The organism is Stenotrophomonas sp. 05N37 (assembly GCF_056397365.1).
In genome coordinates, this window is record NZ_JBFTNG010000003.1 from 305,325 (window position 1) to 328,485 (window position 23,161).

Genomic DNA, 23,161 nt, shown 5'->3' on the forward strand with positions numbered 1-23,161 from the left:
CGCTACGGACGATGCTTTTCAACTCTTTCCTGTTCCTGCTGGTGTTCCTGCCGATCGCACTGGGCGTGCATTACGCGCTGGGTGCGGTGCGACCGCGGCTGGCCGCGTTGTGGCTGTGCGTGGCCTCGATCGTGTTCTACGGCTGGTGGAACCCGCAGTTCGTGATCCTGCTGTCCGGCTCGATCGTGTTCAATTACCTGGTCAGCCTGGTGATCCTGTCGCTGACCAGGCGGCCCAGGCTGCAGCTGCTGGCCACCGCGCTGGGCGTGGCCGCCGACCTGCTGCTGCTGGTGCACTACAAGTACTTCGCGGCGATGGTGAATTTCGTCGGCGAGATGGGTTTCAACGTCGGCCCGATGGACGCGCTGATCCTGCCGCTGGGCATTTCCTTCTTCACCTTCACCCAGATCGGCTACCTGCTCGACTGCCGTGCCGGCGTGGTCAACGACCGCAGCCCGCTCAGCTACGTGCTGTTCGTGACCTTCTTCCCGCACCTGATCGCCGGCCCCATCCTCCACCACAAGGAGATGATGCCGCAGTTCAGCAAGCGCGAAACCTACCGTTTCCAGGCCGACAACCTCTCGGTGGGCGGCATGCTGTTCGTGATCGGTCTGGCCAAGAAAGTGCTGCTGGCCGACACCATCGCCCCGTATGCCGATGCCGGCTTCGCGTCCACGGGCGAGGTCCAGTTCTGGGGGGCCTGGGCCACCGCGCTCAGCTATGCGTTGCAGCTCTACTTCGATTTTTCCGGTTACTCGGACATGGCGCTGGGCCTGGCGCGGATGTTCGGCATCCGCTTCCCGCTCAACTTCAACTCGCCGTACAAGGCGACCAGCGTGATCGACTTCTGGGCGCGCTGGCACATGACCCTCACCCGCTACATCACCGCCTACCTGTACTACCCGGTGGCGATGGCGGTGACCCGCTGGCGCACCCGCCACGGCCGCGCCACCGGCCCGGCCGCGGTGGCCTCGGCCGGCGGCTTCCTGTCGATGATCGTGCTGCCCACGGTGTGGGCGATGGGCCTGGCCGGCATCTGGCATGGCGCCGGCCTGCAGTTCCTGATCTTCGGCCTGCTGCATGCCGGCTACCTCTCCATCAACCATGCCTGGCGCGTGTTCGTCGGTGGCCGCAAGCCGGCCGCGCTGCGCCAGCTGCGCTGGTACCAGCATGCCGGCTACGTGCTGCTCACCTTTGCCGCGGTGCTGGTGGCACAGGCGTTCTTCCGCGCCGACGGCGTGCACGATGCCTGGGAGCTGGTCCAGGCCATGTTCGGCGTGCGTGGTTGGGAAAGCCTGGAGAACCTGGGCTACCTTGGCGGCATGGGGCTGGGCGACAGCTGGCGCCTGCTGGCCGGGCACCACGTGCAGCTGCTCTACATCCTGGTGCTGCTGGCCATCGTCTGGCTGGCACCCAATGCGCAGCAGATCATGGGCGTGTACGGCCCGTCGCTGGCCAAGCCGAGCCCGGCCCCGCGCGCGTGGATGCGCTGGCAGCCCAACTGGCAATGGCTGCTGGTGATGCTGCTGATGCTGGGCCTGTCGCTGCTGAGCCTGCACAAAGAATCCCGTTTCCTCTACTTCCAGTTCTGACAAGGTGAACCCGATGGATATCCAGACCCTCCAGGCCCAGTTGATCGACATCGTCGAAGCGGTGATCGGCACCCGCGTGCAGCCGGACGAATACATGGAGTCGCTGTTCGACTCGATGTCCAAGGTGCAGCTGATGGTCGAGGTCAAGGACCGCCTCGGCGTGACCCTGCCGGTCGACGAGATCGATGCGCTGGTCGATTCGGTGCAGGTGCTGGCCGACTACGTGGCCGCGCACCAGCGCTGAGCCTTCCCCCCCCTGCAGGAGCCGCCCGCATGCGCTTCGATTTCGACCACTGCCGCTTCGTCGAGCTGGACCGCGCGCCGCACGCGCCGGCGCTGCACGATGCCGATGGCACCCTGGACTGGGCCGCGCTGCACGCGGCGACCCAGGCCTGGATCGTGCGCGCGCAGGCGGCCGGCGTGCAGCCGGGGCATGCGCTGGTGATCTCCGGGCACAAGCAGTCCGCGTTCGTGGTGGCCATGCTGGGCTGCCTGCAACTGGGCGTCACCTACGTACCGGTGGACACCATCAACCCGGCGGCGCGGCTGCAGCGCATCACCCAGCTCACCCATGCCGGGGCGATCTACGATGCGGCCACCGACACCTTCGGCCCTGGCGCCGATGCGCCGCGCGCGCTGCGCGTGCCGGAGCTGGCCTACATCATGTTCACCTCGGGCAGCACCGGCGACCCCAAGGGCGTGCAGATCGGCCGCGACAGCGTGGCGCTGTTCACCGGCTGGATCCGCGACTGCCTGCAGCTGGGTGAAGCACCGGCGTTCCTCAACCAGATGCTCTTCAGCTTCGACTTCTCGCTGTTCGACCTGTGCGGTGCGCTCGGCCTGGGCGGCAGCTGCGTGCTGTGCCCGCGCGAGGTGATCGCCGACAGCGAGCGTTTCGTCGAGCACCTGCGGCATTCGGCGGTGGCGGTGTGGGCCTCCACGCCCTCGTTCGTGCGCCAGCAGATGCTCAACCCACGCTTCAACGCCGAGCACCTGCCGTCGTTGAAGGTCTTCGTGTTCGGCGCCGAATCGCTCACCCCGCGCGTGGCCGAGGAACTGTGGGCGCGTTTCCCGCAGGCGCGCATCATCAACTCCTACGGCCCCACCGAAGCCACCTGCTCGACCACCTGGGTGGAGATCGACCCGGCGCTGCGTGCGGCCGCCCCGAACCCGTTCCCGATCGGCGTGGCCAAGCCGTATGCCGAGGTCTTCATCGACGATGGCGAAATCTGCATGGCCGGCGACCACGTCATGCGCGGCTATCTGGACCGCCCGGACCTGGACGAAGGCGTGTTGTTCGACCACCACGGCAAGCGCGCCTACCGCAGTGGCGACCTCGGCGATCTCGACGACCAGGGCCGCGTGTACTTCCGCGGCCGCAAGGACGACCAGATCAAGCTCAACGGCTACCGCATCGAGCTGGCCGAAGTGGATGCCTCGCTGTCCACGCTGGACGGCGTGGTGGCGGGTGCAGCGGTGGTGCTGCGCCGGCCCGACGGCAGCCTGGTGCGGATGATCGGCTTCGTCGAACTGGCCCAGCCCGGCGAAGGCCTGGTGCAGCCGCTGCCCGCCGCGTTGCACGACTGGAAGGAACAGCTCGGCCGCCGCGTCCCGCCCTACATGATTCCCTCCGAACTGATCGCCGTGGATGCGTTGCCCACCGGCAACAGCAACAAGGTCGACCGCAGACAACTGGAGCAGCGCTATGCATTGGCGCGCACGCTCCGCAGCCAGGAACCCAGACCATGAAGCGCACCCTGATCCCGCTCACCGCCGCCCTGTTGGTGCTTTCCCCGCTGGCCGCTTACGCGCAGCAGGGGGGCCAGGAAGGCCGCCTCGCGCAGCTGTACGCGCCGCGGCCGCCGGCCGGCTCGGCCTTCGTACGCGTGTTGAATCCCGGTAGCGCCGCGCTCAAGGTCGCCGTCGGCAACGGTGCCGAGCAGAGCATCGGCCCGGCCACCCGCGCCACCCGCTACGCCATCGTCGAAGGCGGCAAGCCGTTCAACCTGCGCGTGGCCGGCAAGCCGCGCAGCCAGGCGCAGGTCGCCGCTGGCAGCTTCACGACGCTGGTGCTGGATGCCGCCACCCCGACCAGGCCGCTGGCGGTGTTGGCCGATGGCGGCGGCACCAGCGACGCGCTCAAGGCCGAGATCCGTTTCTACAATCTTGCCAGCGGCTGCACGCAGGGCCGCCTGGCCATGGCTGACAAGGGGCCGGTGGTGTTCCCGGCGGTGCCCGCCGGCAGCAGCAGTGCGCGCGGCATCAACCCGGTCAAGGCGCGCCTGGTGGCCGGCTGCGGCAGCAAGGACAGCGCCCCGCTGGCGCTGCCGGCGCTACAGCCCGGCGATCACTACAGCCTGTTCCTGACCGGCACGGCGGCCGCCCCGGTGCTGCAGGGCCAGCTCAGTGGCACCGACGCGGTGGGCCGCTGATCCCATGTCCGAGCGTTCCGTTTTCCGCGACGACCACGCCCTGTTCCGCGCGCAGGTGCGTCGCTTCATCGACAGCGACATCGCGCCGCATTACGCGCAGTGGGAGCGCGACGGCATCACGCCGCGGTCGCTGTGGCGCGCAGCGGGCGAGGCCGGCCTGCTCAACTGCCAGCTGCCCGAGCCTTATGGCCTCGGCGGTGATTACGGGCATGCCGCGTGCGTGACCGAAGAACTGGCGCGCGCGAACTACCTGGGCATCGGATTCTCGATCCACTCGGACATGGTGGCGCCGTACCTGATGCAGTACGGCAGCGATGTCGTGCGCGATGCGTGGTTGCCGGCGATGGCCCGCGGTGAGGCCATCGGTGCCATTGCCATGACCGAACCCGGCGCCGGCAGCGACCTCAAGGCGATCCGCACCCGCGCCGAGCGCCAGGGCGAGCATTACCTGCTGAACGGCCAGAAGACCTGGATCACCAACGGCAGCAATGCCGACGTGGTGGTGATGGTGGCGACCGTCGCGCCGGAGCTGGGTGCGCGCGGGTTGACCCTGTTCTGCGTGGATACCGCGTGGCCCGGCGTCACCCGTGGCGCGCCGATGCCCAAGATCGGACAGCATGCGCAGGACACCAGCGAACTGTTCTTCGACAACGTCGTGGTGCCGGCCTCGCACCTGCTGGGCGAAGAACAGCGCGGCTTCGATTACCTGGGTGAACAACTGGCCGCCGAGCGCCTGGCCATCGCGCTGCGTGCGGCGGCCTCGGCCGAAGGCATGCTCGCCGAGACCGTGGCCTACGTGCGCCAGCGCAAGGCATTCGGGCGCTTCCTGATCGACCACCAGAACACCCGTTTCGTGCTCGCCGATGCGGCTGCCAAACTGGCGATGCTGCGCAGTTTCCTCGACCAGTGCCTGGGCGAGCAGATGCAGGGCCGGCTGGATGCGACGGTGGCGGCGATGGCCAAGCTCAATGCCACCGAACTGCAGGGCACGGTGCTTGATGACCTGCTGCAGCTGCACGGCGGCTACGGCTACAGCAGCGAGTACGGCATCGGCCGCGCCTGGACCGATGCACGCGCGCTGCGCATCTTCGGCGGCAGCAGCGAGATCCTGCGCGAGATCATCGGCCGCACGCTGTAACGCGCGTACGGCACGAACCTGTCGCTACCGACCGTCGGTCGGTAGGGGAGGCAGGCCTTACAGGCCCCAGTGACGCCGCAATGCCTTGGCCTGCGGCGTGTCCTGCGACAGCCAGGGGTCCAGCGCGTACACCAGCACGTGCTCGGCCCCGCTGTCGCGCGCCCAGGCCAGTTGCCGTTCAATACGCGCCGGGTCGGCGGTTTCACCCTTGAACTGGGTACCGTCGGCGTTTCCGCCCGGCAGTTCGCGGAACAACTCGACGATCGCATCGAAGGCCACGCCGCGTTGCTTGAGCAGCGCCAGCAGCGGCCGCAGTTCCTGCACGTTGCCAGCGCCGGCGACGCCCACGCCGTCCTGCACCATCGGCCGCAGCGGGACCTGGTCGAGCACGCTGGCCCACACCGTCTCCAGCCGGCCTTCGGTCTGCAGCCGGCTGAAATAGGTGGACATCGCGCAGTCGCCACCGCGCGCCTGCGCGGCCTGCTGCAGGCCGTGCAGCCACTGCACCAGCCATTGCACGCGGGCCGGGTCGGCCCAGTGGTACTGCTCGATCTCGTAGGGCAGGTACCAGCCACCGAACGCCTGCAGGCGTGCCCATGGGGCCTGCGCCAGCCACTGCTGCGCGCGCGCCAGGCTGTCGGCGAAGAACGCTTGCAGCGCGGCATCATCGCCGCCGATGGCCGTCCACCACGACTGCTCGAACGGCAGGCCCACCCGCACCGTGATGCCGGCTTCGCCCGCGGCGGTGAACAGCATCCGCAGGCCCGCGTCCGGCAGCAGCCAATCGCCTTCCGGCGCGCCGTGGATGCCGGCCCACTGCAGCACCAGCCTCTTGCATCCCAGGCGACCGGCCAGCTGCATCGAACGCTGCCAGTCGGCCATCGTCCAGTCCAGGTGGCTGCGCCAGGGTTGCAGGAAGGTGCCATCCACCTGGACCGGCATCGAGCAGCCGGGCAGGGCCGCCAACGCGCCCACCGCAGGCGCCAGCAGCGCCGCACGCAACAGGCGGCGACGCAATGGCGAGGAAAGATCGGCTGGCAGGGAAGCATCGCTCATGCCGCCATCATCCCAGAGCCGCGTTGCGGAGGGGTGAACCGTGGCGCTTACTCCAGCGCGTAGCGCAGCACGAACAAGCCGGCCACCAGCCACACCGCCGGATGCACGTCGCGCCAGCGGCCGGTGCCGGCCTTGAGCACCGCATAGGCAATGAAGCCGAAGGCCAGGCCATTGGCGATGGAATAGGTGAAGGGCATCGCCAATGCGCACAGCGCCGCCGGCACCGACTCGGTCAGGTCGGCCCAGTCCACGTCCACCAGCTCGCGCAGCATCAGCCCGGCCACGAACAGCAGGGCAGGGGCGGTGGCATAGCCGGGCACCATCGCCGCCAGCGGTGAGAACAGCAGCGCGGCCAGGAACAGCGCGGCGACCACCAGCGCGGTCAACCCGGTGCGGCCACCGGCCTGTACGCCCGAGGCGCTCTCGGCGAAGGCGGTGGTGCTGCTGGTGCCCAGCAGCGAGCCGGCCACGATCGCGGTACTGTCGGCCAGCAACGCGCGCCCGAACCGCTTCTGCGCGCCCGGCAGTTTCAACAGGCCCGCCCGCCCGACCACGCCGTACAGCGTGCCGGTGGCATCGAACACCTCCACCAGGACGAACACCAGCACCACCTGCAGCAGCACGGCGATCGGCGCGCCACCGTTGTGGTGCAGCAGGCCGGGCAGGTCCAGCTGCAGGAACGTGGGGGCCAGGCTCGGCGGCAGCGACACCAGCCCATGGAACTGCACATCGCCCAGCAGCCAGGCGGCGCCGGTGACGGCCAGGATGCCGATCAGGATCGCGCCGCGCACCTTGCGCGCTTCCAGGATCGCGATCAGCAGGAAGCCGCCCAGGGCCAGCAGCGGCGGGGCGGTGTTGAGCGGCCCGAGCGCGACCAGGGTATCGGTGTTGGCGATGATCACGCCGGATTTCTGCAGCGCGATGATCGCCAGGAACAGGCCGATGCCGGCCACGATCGCCGCACGCAGCGAGCTGGGGATGCCGGCCACCAGCCAGGCGCGCACGCCGGTCAGCGACAGCGCCAGGAACACCAGCCCGGAAATGAAGACGGCGGCCAACGCCTGCTGCCAGGGCAGCCCGGCTGCGCCGACCACGGTGAAGGCGAAGAACGCGTTCAAGCCCATGCCCGGGGCCATGCCGACCGGGAAGTTGGCCGCAAACGCCATGACCAGCGAGCCCAGTGCCGCGGCCAGGCAGGTGGCGACGAACACCGCGCCCGGGTCCATGCCGGTGGTGGACAGGATGTCCGGGTTGACGAAGACGATGTAGGACATCGTCAGGAAGGTGGTCAGGCCGGCCAGCACTTCGGTGCGCACGGAGGTGCCGTGCTGCTGCAGCTGGAACAGGCGCTCGGGGAGGGACATGGTGGAATCTCGTGACGATAAGGCGTCACGACCCACGGTCGTGACCTGCCAGAATGCAAACGGCCGCGCAGTGCGCGGCTGTGTCATGACCAACGGTCATGACCTACCCAAATGCAAACGGCCGCGCAGTGCGCGGCCGTTTCTCGTTCCGTTACTTCAGCGCCTTGAAGCGCAGGCGCTTCGGCGCGGCGTCGTCGCCCATGCGGCGGCGCTTGTCTTCCTCGTACTCGCGGTAGTTGCCCTGGAAGAACTCCACGTGCGAGTCGCCTTCGAACGCCAGGATGTGGGTCGCGATGCGATCCAGGAACCAGCGGTCATGCGAAATCACGAAGGTGTTGCCGGGGAACTCCAGCAGCGCATCTTCCAGCGCACGCAGGGTTTCGATGTCCAGGTCGTTGGACGGTTCATCGAGCAGCAGCACGTTGCCACCCTGCAGCAGGGTCTTGGCCATGTGCAGGCGGCCACGCTCACCACCGGACAGCGAACCGACCAGCTTCTGCTGGTCCTGGCCCTTGAAGTTGAAGCGGCCGATGTAGGCGCGCGACTGGATCTCGATGCCGTTGATGTTGAGGATGTCCAGGCCGCCGGCGATTTCCTGGAAGACGTTGTGGTTGCCCTCCAGCGCATCGCGGCTCTGGTCCACGTAGGACAGCTTGACGGTCGGGCCGACGGTGATTTCGCCCGAATCCGGCTTTTCCTGGCCGGTGATCATCTTGAACAGGGTCGACTTACCGGCACCGTTGGGGCCGATGATGCCCACGATCGCGCCGGCCGGGACCAGGAAGCTCAGTTCGTCGAACAGCAGGCGATCGCCGAACTTCTTGGACACGTTCTTGAACTCCATCACCGAGTTGCCCAGGCGCTCGCCCGGCGGGATGAAGATTTCGTTGGTTTCGTTGCGCTTCTGGTAGTCCACCGACTGCAGCTCTTCCAGGCGGGCCAGACGGGCCTTGCCCTTGGTGCGGCCGCCCTTGGCATTCTGGCGCGACCATTCCAGTTCCTTCTGGATCGCCTTCTGGCGCGACTTCTCCTGGTTGTCTTCCTGCTTCAGGCGCTCGTCCTTCTGCATCAGCCAGTCGGTGTAGTTGCCCTTCCACGGAATACCGCGGCCGCGATCCAGTTCCAGGATCCACTCGGCGGCGTTGTCCAGGAAGTAGCGATCATGGGTGACCGCCACGACGGTGCCGGTGTAGCGCGCCAGGAACTGTTCCAGCCATTCCACGGACTCGGCGTCGAGGTGGTTGGTCGGTTCGTCGAGCAGCAGCATGTCCGGCTTCTGCAGCAGCAGGCGGCACAGCGCCACGCGGCGCTTTTCACCACCGGAGAGCTTGCCGATGACGGCATCCCACGGCGGCAGGCGCAGCGCATCGGCGGCCACGTCCAGCTGGTTTTCCAGGGTGTGCGCGTCGCCGGCGGCGAGGATCGCCTCCAGGCGCTCCTGTTCCTTGGCCAGCTTGTCGAAGTCGGCGCCTTCCTCGGCGTAGGCCAGGTAGACGGCGTCGAGCTGGGCCTGGGCCTGCAGCACTTCGCCCACGCCTTCCTCGACCGCTTCACGCACGGTCTTGGTCGGGTCCAGCTCGGGTTCCTGGGCCAGGTAGCCGACCTTGATGCCGGCCTGCGGGCGGGCTTCGCCCTCGAAGTCGGTATCCACGCCGGCCATGATCTTGAGCACCGTGGACTTGCCGGCGCCGTTCAGGCCCAGCAGGCCGATCTTGGCACCCGGGAAGAACGACAGCGAGATGTCCTTGATGATCTGCCGCTTGGGCGGGACCACCTTGCTGACGCGGTTCATGGTGTAGATGTATTGCGAGGACATGAGGTCTCCGAAGGCGCGACCCTGCCCCCGTTCCATGCGGAACGGGAACAGATGAATAAAAGGGGTACTCCCGATTATAGCCGGAAGCGATGACAGTCGCCGGTCGGCCCATGGGGCGGGGCTTGCCGGGGCCTGAATGGGCCGTCAAGGCCCTTGAAGTGGAAACCGTTTCCAGCCGGAAACCGTTCAGATGGCGTGCGCATGATGGAGCCATCAATCCACCAAGCGAGGCCAATCATGCGCATGAATCGATTTGTCGTCGGGGCCGTTGCCTCGCTGCTTGCCCTCGGCGCGGTGGCACCGGCCTTCGCCGATGACGACCACCGTGGTCGTGGGCACGACCGCCACGACCGCCACGATGACCGCCATGATCGCCGGCATGACCGCCGCGACTGGCGCGATGACCGCCGCGAGGCGCACCACGATCGTCGCTACTACGACAACCGTGGCCATTACCGCCCGGCACCGCCGCCGCCGCGCGTGGTCTATCGCCCGGGCCCGGGTCGCGGCTACGGGTGGGCGCGGGGTCACCGCTACAACGAGTACTACCGGGGCCCGGTCTACGTGGTCAACGACTACAACCGCTACTCGGTGCGTCGTCCGCCGTATGGCCACCACTGGATCCGCGACGACCGCGGCAACCTGCTGCTGGTCGCCATCGCCACCGGCATCATCGCCGACTACGTGATCAACAGCCGGTAAGCCCACCGTTTCTTTCCAACCCATGCGGCGCCCTCGAGGGCGCCGCATTTCGTTGTGGAGCCGCGTAGCCTGCTTTAGAAAGATTCGCATTTCATGCGCCAGGCGCGCGTTGGGGCTCTCCAGACGCGGTCGTCGGTGGGTCGGGCGCTGGGCCCCCATGCCCTTGGAGGCGAAATAAAGGAGGAGGCCGCGCAGCGGCCGGGGGACATTCGCCGGAAAGGGCATGGGGGCTCAGCGCCCGACCCACCGACGGACGTCAGAAAAGCCTGGCTTCCTCCTGCCTGGCGCAGCCGAGCCCCTTAGCGGCCGGTAGGCTCCTGCAAAATAAAGGAGGAGGCCGCTCCGCGGCCGGGGGACACTACACCAGGGGCCTACCGGCCGCTGAGGGGCCCTCGGGCTCGCGACCCTCCCCAGCGGAGACACCCTCCGATCCCCACGGCGCCTGGACTGCGCGACCCCACGTAACGCGGTGCGCCATGTGTTGCGGACCTTGGAACGCGACGCTCCCCTCCAGTGAGAGAAAAGAAAAAAGGGCGCGCCCGGAGGCGCGCCCTTTCCTGGGTGTGCCGGCCATTGGCCGGCACACCCGCGTCCCCCTCACATCAGAAGCCGACCGACCAGTCCAGCTGGGCACCCATGTCGCGCTGGCCATCGCCATCGCGCCCCTGCACCTGCAGCGACACGCGGCTGTTGGCGCTCGGGCTCACGGCGACACCGAGCTGGGCCAGCACACTGCTGCGTGCCAGCGGCGCGCCGGCGATACCGAACTCCTGCGCGCCCTCCACGAAGCGAGCCGTGGTCGTCGGCAGACGGTCGCCGTCGGCGTACTGCCAGCCCACGCGTGCGGTCACCACCGCCTTGTCCTGCAGGCCACCGCTGATATCCCAGTCGGCCTTCAACGCCGCCAGACCGGTGCGGTAACGGCTATCGGCCGAGGCGATCTGCAGCGCGCTATGGCCACCGTGTTCCTGGCTGCCATCGCTCTCCAGACGCACCTGGGCCAGCTCGATTTCCGGCGTCAGCTGCAAACGCGGTCCGCCGAACGTCCAACCGGCACGCACGAAAGCAGTGGTGGCGGTGGCATCTTCGCGGGCCGACAGCGACTCGGCGAACGTCGTGCCGATCTGGGCCGTGCGCATGCTGTCGGTGCGGTAATCGGCGCGGGTCACGCCGCCACGCAGGCGCAGGCCCTGCCAGCCATAGTCGGCGTAGACGCCGTACTCGGTCGCATCGGTCTCGGCGCGTGCGTCGCGCTCGCGCAGGCGGGTGTCCAGCTGCTGCTGGCCGGCGGCCACGCCGAACTGCAGCGACTCACCCACCTGCCAGCCGGCACCGGCCATCAGCCCGTGCTGCTGCGTGCGCGTGCCGACATTGGCCGCAGTGGCGTCCGTGTGCAGCTGGCCGCCGCTGCCGGCCAGCCACACGCGCACGCCGGGGGCGATGCCGCCGCTGATCGCGCGACCATCCAGGTGGCGGTCGATGCCGTCGTGCAGGAACCGGTTCTGCAGCAGCGCGCCGCGGGTGGCCGAATGCACTTCACCGCTGAGGCTGTCGAAGGCCGGCACCACCTGCGGAATCTCCAGGCGCACCACTGCGTCATACACCGCATTGCCCTCGCCGAGGGCTTCCACCGCACCGGCCACCGCCTTCTGGTTGTCGTTGACCACCACGTCCGGGAACGCCAGCTGGACGTCCGGCATCGACACGTCGTTGCGTGCCATCGTCAGGTAGACGTTGTTGGCGTCGTAGGCCAGGCTCGGGTCGAGGAAGGCGAAGTTGCTGGTGACGCCGCCGAACGTGCCGGCAACGCCGTCGCCAGCGCTCAGCACGGTGTAGCGGGTGGACACCTTCCAGTCACCGTCCGCCGCCACCGCCACGGTGCCGGCACCGCCCAGGGTGGCCACGCCCGCCACGTCCACGTGGTCGCTGCTGCCATCGGCGGCGACGTGGACGCGGTAGGTCGCGCTCGGATCGAACACCAGGTCACCGGTGATGGTCAGCCGGCCCACGGCGCTGTTCGGGCCCGGGTCCAGCACGCTGCCCGAACGCAGGTGCACGCTGCCCACGCGGCCGCTGCCGGCCAGGTAGGCACCGTTGTCCAGGTTCACCTGCCCGCCGAGTGCGCCGTCCACCATCAACCGGCCCTGGTCGACCACGGTGGTGCCGGCAAAGGCGCTGCTGTCGCCGCTCAGGGTCAGCCAGTGGCGTCCCTGGGCGAAGGTGCCGGTGCCGCTGAGCTGCCCGGCGTACTGCAGCACGCGGGTGGTGTCGATCTGGAACGTGCCGGTACTGCCGATCGCGATGTTGCCGGTGGGCAGGGCATTGCCGGTGGCCAGCACGCGGCCATCGTCCACGCGGGTGGCGCCGCTGTAGGCGCTGCCCGCCAGCACCAGCTGGCCGCCATCGGTCTTGACCAGCACGCCGCCGCTGCCGGCACTGAGCCCGCCGGCCAGCGTGGCGCTGCTGCCGGTACCGACGGACACGGCCACCTCGCCGCGCAGCTGCACGCTGTTGTCCAGCACCACCGCATCCCCCAGTTCCAGGCGCGTCGCGTCGGCCAGGGCCACCAGGCCGGTGCCCAGCGCCTTGCTGCCATACACCGCCAGGGTGCCGGCATCGACCAGCGTGCCGCCGCTCCAGCCACTGCTGTCGGCGCTCACCGTGAGGCTGCCGGCGCCGGTCTTGCGCAGCTGGCCGGTGCCACTGATGGCGCGCTGCATGAGCACGTTGTTGACCGTCTCCACGGTCGAATCGGCCGCCAGCAGCACGTTGCTGTCCACGCGCAGCACGCTGTTGGCACGCAGGGTGCCGCCGCCCAGTTCGAGGGTGCCGGTGCCGTTGCCGGTGGTGATGCTGGCCGGCAGCGCGCCGCCGACCGCCAGCACCGCCTGCGGGCCGACCACCAGGGTGCCGACGCCCGAGGCGTTGCTGCCCAGCAGGATGTTGCCGCGCACGGTTGCCGTGGCACTGTCGGCGATATCCACGCGCCCCCAGCCATCCACGCCGATGCGCAGCGACGCCACCTCCAGGCGCGAGCCCGTGCCGGTCACCCAGGCGGTGCCGACGCCGCTGCCGGCCAGGCCGAACGTGGTGGCGCCCAGGCTGACCGCGCCGCCGTCGGAGACCTCGATCGCGCCAACGCCCGCGTTGCCGATCACCGCGACGCTGCCCGTCTGGACAAAACGCGCGTCGGTGCCGGAGACCAGCAGGTCGCCGCGCGAGCGGTTGCTCGCCGAGAGTGCCTGGTTGCCGATGTACAGCGCGCCGCCCACCTCCACGCTGGCGCCATCCTCGACCCTGACCGTGCCCTTGCCGAGCTGGCCGATGTTGAGCACGTCGGTGTTCACCCACCGGCTGCCGGTGCCGGAGATCTCGGCCAGGCCCACGCCGGTGTCGGTGTTGCCGACGAAGCCGGCGAGGCTGGTCATCTGCGCCCCATCGAGGATGCGCACCGTGCCGTTGCCCTGGTTGCCCAGCAGCAGGTTGCGATCGGTGCGGAACAGCGACTGCGCGCCGCTGACGTTGATCGCGCCCACGCCGCTGATGCCGGCGCCGATGTAGGAATCCAGGCCGATCGACAGCGTGCCGCCGTTGTCGATGTCGACCAGGCCCCGGCCGAGGTGGCCGACACCGAGGGTGGTGAGCGAGGTCCAGGTCGACCCGGCGCCGGAGATCAGCACCCGCCCGTCGGCGGTGGCAGCGGTACCGCCGTCACCGGTGCCAACGAAGATGGTCCCCGAGGTCAGCGTGCCGCCGCCCAGGACCGACAGGTCGCCCCGGCTGGCATAGCCGACGTGGAGGTGGTCGGTCTGCTCGCCAGGCTGGGAGACCACCGCCGTGCGGCTGCCGTCGATGTAGGCGGCCACCGAGCCGGCGGTGGGCTCGCCGAATTCCCAGTTGCCGCCCGTGCCCCAATTGTTGTCGATCGAGGCGCGCCACTCGTTCCAGCCGTTGACGCCGGCCATCGCGGCCGGGGCCGCGCAGGCCAGCGCGATGCCGCTGAACAGCGGCGCCAGGCGCGGCGCGCGGCGCGCGCCGGCACGGGCCGGCGCACGGCCGCCGCGGGCGAATTCGGATACCACCTGGACGCACTTGAGCGCGTGGTTGAAGACCACGCGGTAAACATGATTCACAGCCAACCCCTGTTTTGATCTGAGTCGGCGGTATCGGCTGTTGGCTGAACGACTTTAGCGTTTGAAATGAATTAATCTGAACAATTCAAGGAACGCCATCTCAGATCGTGCATCTGGGCGCGCCGGTTCGATGATCGCGCCCGTGCCTGCCGGCAGGGGCCAGTCCCGGTCGTCGGGCTTACAATGAACCGCTTATCGCTTCTCTCACCTGCCTGGAGTAACCGATGTTCCCGCGTGACGTCCGCATCGAAACCTACGATCCCGAACTGGCCAAGGCCATCGCCGCCGAAACCCAGCGCCAGGAAGACCACGTCGAGCTGATCGCCAGCGAGAACTACACCAGCCCGGCGGTGATGGAAGCGCAGGGCAGCCAGCTCACCAACAAGTACGCCGAAGGCTATCCGGGCAAGCGCTACTACGGTGGCTGCGAGTACGTGGACATCGCCGAGCAGCTGGCCATCGACCGCCTCAAGCAGCTGTTCGATGCCGACTACGCCAACGTGCAGCCGCACAGCGGTTCGCAGGCCAACCAGGCGGTGTACTTCGCGCTGCTGCAGCCGGGCGACACCATCCTGGGCATGTCGCTGGCCCACGGCGGGCACCTCACCCACGGCGCCAAGGTCAATGCGTCGGGCAAGCTGTTCAACGCCGTGCAGTACGGCGTGGACGAGGCCGGCCTGATCGACTATGACGAGGTCGAGCGCCTGGCCGTCGAGCACAAGCCGAAGATGGTCGTCGCCGGCTTCTCGGCCTACTCGCAGGTGGTGGACTGGGCGCGCTTCCGCGCCATCGCCGACAAGGTCGGTGCCTACCTGTTCGTGGACATGGCCCACGTCGCCGGCCTGGTCGCGGCCGGCGTCTACCCGAGCCCGCTGCCGCACGCCCACGTGGTCACCTCGACCACCCACAAGACCCTGCGCGGCCCGCGCGGCGGCATCATCATCGCCAAGGGCGCCAGCGAAGAACTGCAGAAGAAGCTGCAGTCCATCGTGTTCCCGGGCATCCAGGGCGGCCCGCTGATGCACGTCATCGCCGGCAAGGCCGTGGCGTTCAAGGAAGCGCTGGAGCCGGGCTTCAAGGCTTACCAGCAGCAGGTGGTCAAGAATGCCCAGGCGATGGCCGACACCCTGATCGCGCGCGGCTACAAGATCGTCTCCGGCGGCACCCGCAACCACCTGATGCTGGTCGACATGATCGGCAAGGACGTGTCCGGCAAGGACGCGGAAGCCGCGCTCGGCCAGGCCCACATCACCGTCAACAAGAACTCGGTGCCCAACGACCCGCGCTCGCCGTTCGTGACCTCGGGCCTGCGCTTGGGCACCCCGGCGGTGACCACCCGTGGCTACCTCGAGCAGGACTGCGTGGACCTGGCCAACTGGATCGCCGACGTGCTCGACGCCCCGGCCGACGAGGCCGTGATTGCCCGCGTCCGCGAGGCGGTCAGCGCGCAGTGCCGCAAGTACCCGGTTTACGGCTGACATGGACGAGGGCCGGCAACGGCGTACCTACGCCGTGCTGGCCCTGGTCACCGGCATCCTCGGGATGGCCGGGGGCGGCACCCTGGCGGTAATCGGGGTGTGGGTCGCCTTCGTTGAGCCGGCCTACCTGGACCGCGCCTCCCGGTTGTTGCTGGGCGGCTGGGGGGCGGCCGGCCTGATCGGGATCGCGGGCTGGCTGTGGTTGAGTGGCTGTTATCTGCGTCACGGCCGCGACGGGCTGCGCGCGAGTGGCCGCTGGGCGTGGGCCGCGCTGTGGCTGGGGATGCTGGCATCGGTGCCGGTGGTGGGGATGGCGGTCTGGCACGCCACCGAGAGCCCGCTGGGGCTGGTCCTGCTGCTGGCCGGGCCGCCGATGGCGTTTCCTGCCGTCCGGCTGGTGCAACTGCGGCGGACCCGGGGCAGCTGAGCGGATGGTGCCGCCACACCGGCAGCAGCGCGCGCTGCTGCTGCACCTGGGGTTGGTTGCCGTCCCGCATGCCGTGGCGGTCGCGGTGGGGGTCGGGCTGTGTCTGCGCGACGTGCTGCATCAGTATGGTGGGCCGGGCGATGTGCCTGGCTGGGCGATGGCCTGGTTCGCCAGCGTCGGCCTCATCGTTGTTGCGTGGTCCGCGCTGGCCCTGCGCTGGTGGCGCGGGGGTGCCGAGGCGCTGCGGGCGTGCCCGGCGGGATGGGCCGGCCTGCGGGTCGGCATCGTGGCGACAGCCGCGACCTGGCTGGGCCTGTTGCAGGCGCTGTTCCCCGTGGAGGTCGCCGGGGCGCCCCAGCGGGCGGTTGCCCTGATCCTGCTGCTGCCCGGCATTCCGCTGCTCTCCTGCGCGGCGCACCTGGTCTGGCTGCGTCGGCGGGCCGCCTAGGCGGGGCTGGCCTCTGGCCCTGCCATTTGCTGTAGCCGGTCCCTCTCAGGTACCGTTGCGACGCTGCCGTGACCACGGCATGACGTTTTCCTGATGCAAGGCGTTCCATGTACTGTCCGTTCTGCCAGCATGCCGATACCCGTGTGATCGATTCGCGCGTCTCTGAAGACGGGGCGACGATCCGGCGTCGGCGCGAGTGCGAGGCCTGCAACGAACGCTTCAGCACGCTGGAAACGATCGAACTCAAGCTGCCCGCCATCGTCAAGAGCGACGGCAGTCGTGAAGCATTCGATTCGCGCAAGGTCCGCAGCGGCTTCGACCGCGCGCTGCAGAAGCGCCCGGTGCCCGAAGACAAGATCGAGCTGGCGGTGCGCGCGGTGATGCAGCAGGCGCGGATCTGCGGCGAACGTGAAATCCCCTCGATCAAGGTCGGCGAGTTCGTGATGAACGAGCTGCGCAAGCTCGACCATGTCGGCTACGTGCGCTTCGCCTCGGTCTATCGCAGCTTCGAAGACGTGGCCGATTTCCGCGAAGAGATCGAAAAGCTGGAGCGCGAACTGCCCTCCAGCACCGAACAGCTGCAACTGCTGGGCGACGTGATCGCGCTGACCAAGAAGAAAAAGGGCTGAACCCGGCCGCGTCGCGGCCACCCTTGCCGGGCTACCATCTGCGCTGCATGCCTGCCGCCGGATTCCCGTTGCCATGACCGACTTCTCCGCCCTCGACCACCTGCACATGGCGCACGCGCTGCGCCTGGCCGAACGCGCGGCGTACACCGCACGGCCCAATCCGATGGTCGGTTGCGTGATCGCCCAGGGCCAGGAAGTGGTGGGCGAGGGCTGGCACCAGCGCACCGGCGGGCCGCATGCGGAGGTGTTCGCGTTGCGCCAGGCCGGCGCGCGCGCGCGCGGCGCCACCGCCTACGTCACCCTGGAACCCTGCGCGCACCATGGCCGCACCCCGCCGTGCGCGCTGGCGCTGATCGAGGCCGGCGTGGGTCGCGTGGTCGCGGCGATGCGCGATCCGTTCCCGAAGGTGGATGGCGGCGGCTTCGTGCTGCTGCGCGAGGCCGGCATCGCGGTGGGGGAAGGACTGATGGGCGCGCTGGCGCGCGAACTCAACCGCGGCTTCCTGTCGCGCATCGAGCGCGGCCGGCCGTGGCTGCGGGTCAAGCTCGCCGCCAGCCTGGACGGCCGCACCGCGATGGCCGATGGCCGCTCCAAATGGATCACCGGCGCGGCCGCGCGCGAGGACGTGCAGCACTGGCGTGCGCGTGCCGGCGCGATCCTGACCGGCGCCGACACGGTGCTGGCCGACGACCCGATGCTGACCGTGCGTTTGCCCGACACCGAGGTGCTGCCGCCGCTGCGCGTGGTGCTCGATACGCGGTTGCGCTCGCTGGAGTGCGCGCGCGTGCGCGAAGGCGGGGCCCCGACGTTGTACGTGCACGATGCGTCGGTGAGCCCGCCGGACGCGGCCGACGCCGAGTTTGCCAGCGTGCCCAGCCAGGACGGCCGCCTGGACCTGGGCGCGGTGCTGCGCCTGCTCGCCGAGCGTGGCATCAATGAGGTGCACACGGAAACCGGCGCTACCCTGGCCGGCGCGCTGCTGGCCGGTGGCTGGGTCGATGAGCTGCTGCTCTACCAGGCGCCCACGGTGCTCGGCGAGCATGGCCTGCCGCTGCTGTCCGGGCTGGGCATCCATGCGATGGACCAGCAGCGCCGTCTGCGCGTGGTCGACCAGCGTCAGGTCGGCGAGGACCTGCGGCTGCTGCTGCGGCCCTAGGCCGCGCCATTCATAAGCACTGAAATCCCCCGTCTCGGCGATCACGAGCCGTTGGACCTCGTTGTTGCAGTAGTCCAGCGTTTGCTGTTCGTTCACATCCCGGACCAGCTCCTGGACCCTCTTTTCCGTGCCCCATCAACGTCCCGGTGATGTTACTCGCCCGGCCCTTCGTGGCCGTCCCGGCCCGCGTCCGACGCGATCCGTCGATCCCACTCGGCGAACGGCAGCAGGCCGAACAGTACGGTGCGGTAGAGGTGTTCGGCACGCGCGGCATGGACGTCGCCATGACGGAACGACGACCAGCCGACGGCCGTGGAGAGATGGGCCACCGCGGTGTCGCCGCGCAGGCGTGCGGCGAACGTCGCAAAAAAAGCATCGCTCAGGGCGTCGCGGTCTGCATCATCCCCACTGCGCATCGCGCGGTAGGCGGCGAAGGCCGGTTCGACATCCGGAACCATGCACGCAAGCGTGTACTGCGCGATCTCGGGACTGCCCAACGGCACGACGTCGCGTGCCGTACAGGTGACCCGTGGCAGCCGGATCCGGAGCGCCTCGGACACCTCCTGCATCACTGCCCGGGACGGTGGCTGGATGCCCTCGCGGGTCAGCCATGCGGGAAGATCATCGATGACATCGTCCCAATCGAGGGTGCCCTCGGGCACGGCATCCTGGCTGACCGCCAACAGCGTCGCCCGTGCGTCGTTGTCGTCCTGGAGCAGTACCCGGGCCTGCAGGGTGTACTCGGCCTCGGGTGATACCGCAGGGCCGGCGACCGCCGTTGACGCATGCAACAGGACAGGGAACAGAGAGCGATACATGCGAGCAGGCCCGAACATGAGTGATCGGACATTCTCCCGTTCCCGGGGTGGCGTTGAAATGCAATCGGTTGCAGATCGCGCAGCCGGTGCGCGCCCTTCACCGGCAGTCGTCGTCCCACATCGCTTCGGCCATCGAGCGCAGTGCCTTGCATTCCTGTGTCATCGCCGCCGGCGTCGAGGTCGCGGCCTTGGCCTTCAGCTCGTCGGCCATCGCCTCCACGCCCGGCAGCTGGTCCGGCGCGGTATTGGCGATGCACTGGCGGTGCTGCAGCAGCAGGAGATCGCAGGCCGGCACGCCGGTGACCTTGGGCGCCGCGTCGGCCAGGGCGTCCTGGCGCCACGCGTTGAACGGCAACACTGCGTCCACGACCGGCGACACCAGTGCGTCCAGGTTGCCGCTGTACCAGTAGCCGTTGTCCTTGGCCGGATGCAGGTCCAGGCGCCCGCTCAATTCACGGCGTGGCGCATCGCGCAGGGCGAGCAGGTAGGCGTCGGTGAAGCGCTTGAGGTTCTCGGCCGAATCATCCCGCAGCCCTGCGCTGAACAAGGGACGCAGCGCGTCCAGCACCGTGACCTGGCAGGTGAAGCTGACGCTGGCGATCTTTGCATCGTCCACGTACGCATTGTCACGGACCTGGGCATGGGTGGCGCGACAGCGGGTCTGGCGCAGGTTGGCCGCCATCAGCGCTGGTACTGCGGCGCTGTCCCTGGCGCCGCCCGCGTGTTTCGCCAACAGTGATTGCAACGGCGCGGCCATCGCGGCGGCCAGTTCGCCGTGGGCCGGCGTGACCGCATCCTTGCCGTCGAACGCGGGGCGCAGCGCATCATTGAGCGTGCGCGCCGCGCCGGCGTCGTCTTCGAGCAGAACGCGCGCGTAGAGGTCGAAGGTCTGTTCGGGAGTGAGCCCCGCCGCCGGCGCGGCGGTGGCGAGCAGCGGCGCGCACAGCAGGAGAGGGAGGGCGAGCAGCCGGGAGGTCGTCATCATGTTCAGCGTCCACTGCGAAGGGGGCGAAGCCTAACGCGTTTCCCGGCAGCCGCGCCTGGCGCAGGGCAGTCAGGTGCGCGGCCCGCACGACGCTCCCCTCCATTGGGAGAGCAACCCAAAAAAAACGGGCCCCTTTCGGGGCCCGTTCGATCATGGCGCGGCGGAAGCCGTCGCTGCCCGATCAGAAACTCGCGCGCACGCCCACCGAGAACTGGGTGACGTCGTCGTACGCCTGCACTTCACCGACCAGGCCCCAGGCCTGGGTGAAGTTGACCTGGCCGCCGAGGGTGCCGACCCAGGTGCCGTCCATGTCGCTGCCGTCGATGTAGCCGGCCTTCAGCCAGGCTTCGGTGCGGGCCGAGGGCTTGCCACGAATGCCCAGGGTGGCGCGACCGGCGTTGGTGTGGTCCTTCAGGCGATCCACTTCCTCGCCGTCGTAGGACAGCTTGGCTTCGTTGTTGATGCGCAGCCACGCGATGTCGGTGGTGAAGTCCAGGCGGTCGGTCAGCGGCATGTGGTAGCCGATGCCCAGCTCCGGCTGGCGCAGCTCCTGCTTCAGTCGGCCGTTGTAGCCGTAGTAGTCCCAGGTGTAGGTCTTGGAGACCATGCTGTAGCCACCGAAGACGTACACCTGTTCGGCGATGGCGAACGAGCCGCGCAGGTAGCCGCCGTCCAGCTTCGGCTTGGAGTCGGCGCCGTTGCGGTCCAGCTGCAGCTGGGTCCAGCCGCCTTCCACGAAGGTGTAGCTCATGGTTTCAGCGGCGGAGGCCGCGAACGGAGTGGTCGCCAGCAGGGCGGCGGCCAGGAGAATCTTGCGCATGCAGGTTCCTTTGATGACGTTGAGGTCCATTTCAGCCAGCCCTTCGTGGGCGGCAGGGGCGGCGATCACTGCCGCGCGGGCAGATTTTAACCATATCTTCACAAAAAGCGAGCAGTCAGCTTCGCTTGCTACAATGGCCAGGCCGGTTCGCCGGTACACAAACGTCTTCAGGGCGGGGTGCGATTCCCCACCGGCGGTAGGTGCGCAAGCACGAGCCCGCGAGCGCTTCCGGTTCCGCCGGAAGGTCAGCAGATCCGGTCCGATGCCGGAGCCGACGGTATAGTCCGGATGAAAGAAGACGGTGCGACCAGGCCTTCGGCCTGGTGCGCGCCTATATGCCTTGCGGCGTTTTTCGCTCACTTTCCGCGGAGAACGTTCCTTGTTTACTGGAATCATCGAAGGCGTCGGCCACCTGGCCGCACGCGAGACCCTGGGCGGCGATGTCCGCTTCACCTTCCATGTCGGGAGCCTGCCGTTCGAGAACGTGCAGATGGGCGAGAGCATCGCCATCAACGGGGTCTGCCTGACCGTCATCGCCCACGACGCCACCACCTTCCAGGCCGACGCCTCCACCGAGACGCTCGGGCTGACCACGCTCGGCCAGCTGACCGATGGCGCAGTGATCAACCTGGAGCGCGCGATGCGCCCGACCGACCGCCTCGGCGGCCACCTGGTCAGCGGCCATGTCGATGGCCTCGGCCAGGTCCTGTCCATCCATGACGACGCCCGCGCCCAGCGCTGGCGCTTCGCCGCGCCGGCCGCGCTGCTGCGCTACATCGCCAGGAAGGGCTCGATCTGCGTGGACGGGGTCAGCCTGACCGTGAACGAGGTCGACGACCAGGGCTTCGAGGTCGCGCTGATTCCGCACACCGTCGCCCACACCGCCTTCGCCGCCACCGGCGTGGGCAGTGCGGTCAACCTGGAAATCGATCTGGTCGCCCGCTACGTCGAACGGCTGATCGCCGTGCCGGCGCATGGTCCGCAGCAGGGAGCCACCGCATGAACTTCGCCTCCATCCCCGAGATCCTCGAGGACATCCGCCTCGGCCGCATGGTCGTCATCGTCGATGACGAAGACCGCGAGAACGAAGGCGACCTGATCATGGCCGCCGAGCTGGTCAAGCCGTCGGACATCAACTTCATGGTCACCCACGGCCGTGGCCTGGTGTGCCTGCCGCTGACCCGCGAGCGCGCCGCCGACCTGGGCCTGGCGCCGATGGTCCAGGCCAACACGGCGCAGTTCCAGACCAACTTCACCGTCAGCATCGAGGCCGCCGAGGGCGTCACCACCGGCATCTCGGCCTACGACCGCGCGCACACCATCCGCACTGCGGTGAAGCCGGACGCCAGGCCGGCCGACCTGCACCAGCCGGGCCACATCTTCCCGCTGATCGCCCAGCCGGGCGGGGTGCTGACCCGTGCCGGGCATACCGAGGCCGGGGTCGACCTGGCGATGCTGGCCGGGCTGGAGCCGGCCGGCGTGCTGGTGGAGATCCTCAACCCGGACGGCAGCATGGCGCGCCGCCCCGAGCTGGAAGTCTTCGCCCGCGAGCACGGCCTGAAGATCGGTTCGATCGCCGACCTGATCGCGTATCGCCTGGCCACCGAGAAGACCGTCGAACGCGTGGACGAACGCGACATCGACACCGAGTTCGGCCCGTTCAAGCTGGTCACCTATCGCGACCGGATCGCCCACGACCTGCATTTCGCCCTGGTCCGCGGCACCCCGGATGCCGAGCCGACCCTGGTCCGGGTGCAGGTGGAAAACCCGCTGGCCGACCTGCTGCACTGGCGCCGCGATGATTTTGGCGTGGCCTCCACCGATGCCCTGCGCGCGATCGCCGCCGCCGGGCGTGGCGTGATGGTGGTGCTGTCGGCCCCGCGCGACAGCAACAGCCTGCTGGCCCGCCTGCGCCAGCAGCCGGCGCCGGTCACCCCCGGCAAGGACAAGGACGTGAGCCAGTGGCGCCGCAACGGTGCCGGGGCGCAGATCCTGTCCGACCTGGGCCTGGGCAAGCTGCGCGTGCTGGGCACCCCGCGCCGGCAGGTCGGCCTGGCCGGCTATGGCCTGGAAGTGGTCGAGACGGTCACGCCCTGAGCCGGGTGGACCCGGGCCCGTTCCGCCGGCCGTGCCCGGCTGGACGGCCCGGCATGACGCGCCCCTGCCC

General features: G+C 68.9%; 20 protein-coding genes and 1 riboswitch. Of the genes, 13 read left to right on the forward strand and 7 right to left on the reverse strand.

Annotation, left to right across the window (positions count from 1 at the left end; all coding sequences use genetic code 11):
* The first annotated feature begins 11 nt into the window (after nt 1-11).
* The 5 genes from AC1DGC_RS11935 to AC1DGC_RS11955 are packed head-to-tail and all read left to right on the forward strand — an operon-like array spanning nt 12 to nt 5,162.
* On the forward strand, nt 12-1,592 hold the full coding sequence (locus tag AC1DGC_RS11935) for an MBOAT family O-acyltransferase (RefSeq protein WP_478047933.1): 1,581 nt from the start codon (nt 12-14) through the stop codon (nt 1,590-1,592).
* A 13-nt stretch (nt 1,593-1,605) separates the two neighbouring features.
* Nucleotides 1,606-1,836: an acyl carrier protein gene (locus tag AC1DGC_RS11940; RefSeq protein ID WP_038690541.1), complete on the forward strand. Its 231-nt coding sequence runs from the start codon at nt 1,606-1,608 to the stop codon at nt 1,834-1,836.
* Between the two features lie 29 nt (nt 1,837-1,865).
* Entirely contained in the window at nt 1,866-3,341 is a 1,476-nt protein-coding gene (locus AC1DGC_RS11945) for an AMP-binding protein (protein ID WP_394163838.1), read from the forward strand.
* Nucleotides 3,338-4,024: an alginate O-acetyltransferase AlgF gene (locus tag AC1DGC_RS11950; RefSeq protein WP_259206965.1), complete on the forward strand. Its 687-nt coding sequence runs from the start codon at nt 3,338-3,340 to the stop codon at nt 4,022-4,024. Before AC1DGC_RS11945 ends, AC1DGC_RS11950 begins: the two co-directional genes overlap by 4 nt.
* A 4-nt stretch (nt 4,025-4,028) precedes the next feature.
* The gene (locus tag AC1DGC_RS11955; RefSeq protein ID WP_478047934.1) at nt 4,029-5,162 is read left to right on the forward strand and encodes an acyl-CoA dehydrogenase family protein; all 1,134 of its coding nucleotides are present in this window, start codon (nt 4,029-4,031) and stop codon (nt 5,160-5,162) included.
* Nucleotides 5,163-5,219: 57 nt separating this feature from the next.
* Here the strand turns inward: AC1DGC_RS11955 and AC1DGC_RS11960 are convergent, their stop codons facing one another.
* The 3 genes from AC1DGC_RS11960 to ettA form a co-directional block, all read right to left on the reverse strand.
* Nucleotides 5,220-6,218, reverse strand: a complete 999-nt coding sequence (locus AC1DGC_RS11960; protein ID WP_259206961.1) for a DUF4434 domain-containing protein — start codon at nt 6,216-6,218, stop codon at nt 5,220-5,222.
* A gap of 47 nt (nt 6,219-6,265) precedes the next feature.
* Nucleotides 6,266-7,582, reverse strand: coding sequence for an NCS2 family permease (locus AC1DGC_RS11965; protein WP_478047935.1), 1,317 nt, complete (start codon nt 7,580-7,582; stop codon nt 6,266-6,268).
* 151 nt (nt 7,583-7,733) lie between these two features.
* Nucleotides 7,734-9,398 (reverse strand): energy-dependent translational throttle protein EttA, encoded by a 1,665-nt coding sequence (gene ettA / locus AC1DGC_RS11970; RefSeq protein ID WP_259206955.1) that lies wholly within the window; start codon nt 9,396-9,398, stop codon nt 7,734-7,736.
* 237 nt (nt 9,399-9,635) lie between these two features.
* Between ettA and AC1DGC_RS11975 the strand changes: the two genes are divergently transcribed.
* Nucleotides 9,636-10,100: an RcnB family protein gene (locus AC1DGC_RS11975; RefSeq protein WP_259206952.1), complete on the forward strand. Its 465-nt coding sequence runs from the start codon at nt 9,636-9,638 to the stop codon at nt 10,098-10,100.
* 602 nt (nt 10,101-10,702) lie between these two features.
* On the opposite strand, the gene AC1DGC_RS11980 is transcribed toward AC1DGC_RS11975, so the two are convergent.
* Entirely contained in the window at nt 10,703-14,233 is a 3,531-nt protein-coding gene (locus AC1DGC_RS11980; protein ID WP_478047936.1) for an autotransporter outer membrane beta-barrel domain-containing protein, read from the reverse strand.
* Nucleotides 14,234-14,457: 224 nt separating this feature from the next.
* Here AC1DGC_RS11980 and glyA point away from each other — a divergent pair, with 224 nt between their 5' ends.
* From glyA to ribD, 5 genes are all read left to right on the forward strand, one after another.
* On the forward strand, nt 14,458-15,711 hold the full coding sequence (gene glyA / locus AC1DGC_RS11985) for a serine hydroxymethyltransferase (protein ID WP_259209298.1): 1,254 nt from the start codon (nt 14,458-14,460) through the stop codon (nt 15,709-15,711).
* A 1-nt stretch (nt 15,712) separates the two neighbouring features.
* Nucleotides 15,713-16,138, forward strand: a complete 426-nt coding sequence (locus AC1DGC_RS11990; protein WP_394163845.1) for a hypothetical protein — start codon at nt 15,713-15,715, stop codon at nt 16,136-16,138.
* 4 nt (nt 16,139-16,142) lie between these two features.
* Nucleotides 16,143-16,586 carry a hypothetical protein gene (locus AC1DGC_RS11995; RefSeq protein ID WP_478047937.1) on the forward strand — a complete coding sequence of 148 codons (444 nt, stop codon included), beginning with the start codon at nt 16,143-16,145 and terminating at the stop codon, nt 16,584-16,586.
* A gap of 107 nt (nt 16,587-16,693) precedes the next feature.
* Entirely contained in the window at nt 16,694-17,215 is a 522-nt protein-coding gene (gene nrdR, locus AC1DGC_RS12000; protein ID WP_259209293.1) for a transcriptional regulator NrdR, read from the forward strand.
* Nucleotides 17,216-17,288: 73 nt separating this feature from the next.
* A complete protein-coding gene (ribD, locus tag AC1DGC_RS12005) occupies nt 17,289-18,371 on the forward strand; it encodes a bifunctional diaminohydroxyphosphoribosylaminopyrimidine deaminase/5-amino-6-(5-phosphoribosylamino)uracil reductase RibD (RefSeq protein ID WP_478047938.1) in 1,083 nt (360 codons plus the stop codon).
* Nucleotides 18,372-18,523: 152 nt separating this feature from the next.
* On the opposite strand, the gene AC1DGC_RS12010 is transcribed toward ribD, so the two are convergent.
* The 3 genes from AC1DGC_RS12010 to AC1DGC_RS12020 form a co-directional block, all read right to left on the reverse strand.
* Nucleotides 18,524-19,189 carry a hypothetical protein gene (locus tag AC1DGC_RS12010; RefSeq protein ID WP_478047939.1) on the reverse strand — a complete coding sequence of 222 codons (666 nt, stop codon included), beginning with the start codon at nt 19,187-19,189 and terminating at the stop codon, nt 18,524-18,526.
* A 97-nt stretch (nt 19,190-19,286) separates the two neighbouring features.
* Nucleotides 19,287-20,174, reverse strand: coding sequence for a hypothetical protein (locus AC1DGC_RS12015; protein ID WP_478047940.1), 888 nt, complete (start codon nt 20,172-20,174; stop codon nt 19,287-19,289).
* Between the two features lie 181 nt (nt 20,175-20,355).
* A complete protein-coding gene (locus AC1DGC_RS12020) occupies nt 20,356-20,994 on the reverse strand; it encodes a hypothetical protein (protein WP_394163850.1) in 639 nt (212 codons plus the stop codon).
* 159 nt (nt 20,995-21,153) lie between these two features.
* Nucleotides 21,154-21,298, forward strand: a riboswitch (FMN riboswitch).
* A gap of 75 nt (nt 21,299-21,373) precedes the next feature.
* On the opposite strand from AC1DGC_RS12020, the gene AC1DGC_RS12025 reads away from it, so the two are divergent.
* The gene (locus tag AC1DGC_RS12025) at nt 21,374-21,997 is read left to right on the forward strand and encodes a riboflavin synthase (RefSeq protein ID WP_259209282.1); all 624 of its coding nucleotides are present in this window, start codon (nt 21,374-21,376) and stop codon (nt 21,995-21,997) included.
* Nucleotides 21,994-23,091, forward strand: a complete 1,098-nt coding sequence (ribB, locus tag AC1DGC_RS12030) for a 3,4-dihydroxy-2-butanone-4-phosphate synthase (protein WP_478047941.1) — start codon at nt 21,994-21,996, stop codon at nt 23,089-23,091. The genes AC1DGC_RS12025 and ribB overlap by 4 nt, the downstream gene beginning before the upstream one ends.
* The last annotated feature ends 70 nt before the right edge of the window (nt 23,092-23,161 follow it).